General features: G+C 73.1%; 1 protein-coding gene. It reads right to left on the bottom strand.

Annotation, left to right across the window (positions count from 1 at the left end; genetic code table 11):
• Positions 1-1,161, bottom strand: a 1,161-nt coding sequence (gene mshC / locus HW445_RS31400; RefSeq protein WP_180224166.1) for a cysteine--1-D-myo-inosityl 2-amino-2-deoxy-alpha-D-glucopyranoside ligase, incomplete at its 3' end; no start/stop codon positions are given.
• Positions 1,162-1,282: the final 121 nt, after the last annotated feature.

Here is a 1,282-nt window from a genome sequence, read left to right as displayed (position 1 = left end):
GCCGGTGCTCTCCTGGACGGCGGCCCAGCGGTCCACCGCGGCCAGCGCGGCCGGGGCGTCCAGGTCGTTCGCGAGGGCGTCGCGGATCTCCTCGACCAGGGCCTCGGCGGGCGGGCCGTCGGGCCGGGAGACGGCGGCGCGCCAGCGGTGCAGACGGGCGACGGCGTCCTGGAGGACCTGGTCGGTCCACTCCCAGTCGCTGCGGTAGTGGTGGGCGTGGAGCGCCAGCCGGATGGCGGCCGGGTCGACGCCGTCCTGGCGCAGCGTGGAGACGAAGACCAGGTTGCCCTTGGACTTGGACATCTTCTCGCCGTCCAGGCCGACCATGCCGGCGTGGACGTACGCCTTGGCCATCGGGAACTCGCCGGTCAGCACCTGTGCGTGGGAGGCGCCCATCTCGTGGTGCGGGAAGGCGAGGTCGGAGCCGCCGCCCTGCACGTCGAAGCCCATGCCCAGGTGGTCCAGGGCGATGGCCACGCACTCGATGTGCCAGCCCGGGCGGCCGCGGCCGAGGCTGCCGCCGTCCCAGCTCGGCTCGCCCTCGCGGGCGGCCATCCACAGCATCGGGTCGAGCGGGTTCTTCTTGCCCGGGCGCTCCGGGTCGCCGCCGCGCTCGGCCGAGAGCAGGCGCATCGCGGCGGCGTCCAGGCGGGACACCTGGCCGAAGTGGGGGTCGGACTCCACGGAGAAGTAGACGTCGCCCTCGAGCTCGTACGCGGCACCGGCCGCGAGCAGGCGCTCCACCAGCGGGACGATGCCGGGGATGGCCTCCACGGCGCCGATGTAGTCCTTCGGCGGGAGCATCCGCAGGGCGGTCATGTCCTCGCGGAACAGGGCGGTCTCACGCTCGGCGAGCGCCACCCAGTCGAGGTCGTCGCGCTGGGCCCGCTCGAGCAGCGGGTCGTCCACGTCGGTGACGTTCTGGACGTAGTGGACCTGGCGCTTGGTGTCCAGCCAGACGCGCTGGACGAGGTCGAACGCGTTGTAGGTCGCCGCGTGACCCATGTGGGTGGCGTCGTAGGGCGTGATGCCGCAGACGTAGATGCGGGCGACGGGGCCGGGGGTGAGGGTGACCGGACCGTTGGTCGCGGTGTCGTGGATCCTCAGGTCGCGGCCCTGACCGGGCAGGGCGGGGACGTCGGAAGCGGGCCAGGCATGCATGTCATGAGCGTAACCGGACAGATGTTCCGGCCACGAACCGGTCCGCGCCGTCCGGGCACCATGTGACCGAACAGGCCCTCTTGCGCCACCCGCTCTCCCCGTGCCTCCGCGCCTCCGGGGC

Origin of the sequence: Streptomyces sp. UH6 (assembly GCF_013421635.1) — a bacterium.
Classification (GTDB): Bacteria; Actinomycetota; Actinomycetes; order Streptomycetales; family Streptomycetaceae; genus Streptomyces; species Streptomyces abyssomicinicus.
The sequence above is the reverse complement of the archived record's forward strand: the minus strand, read 5'-3'. Positions and strand labels throughout refer to the sequence as shown.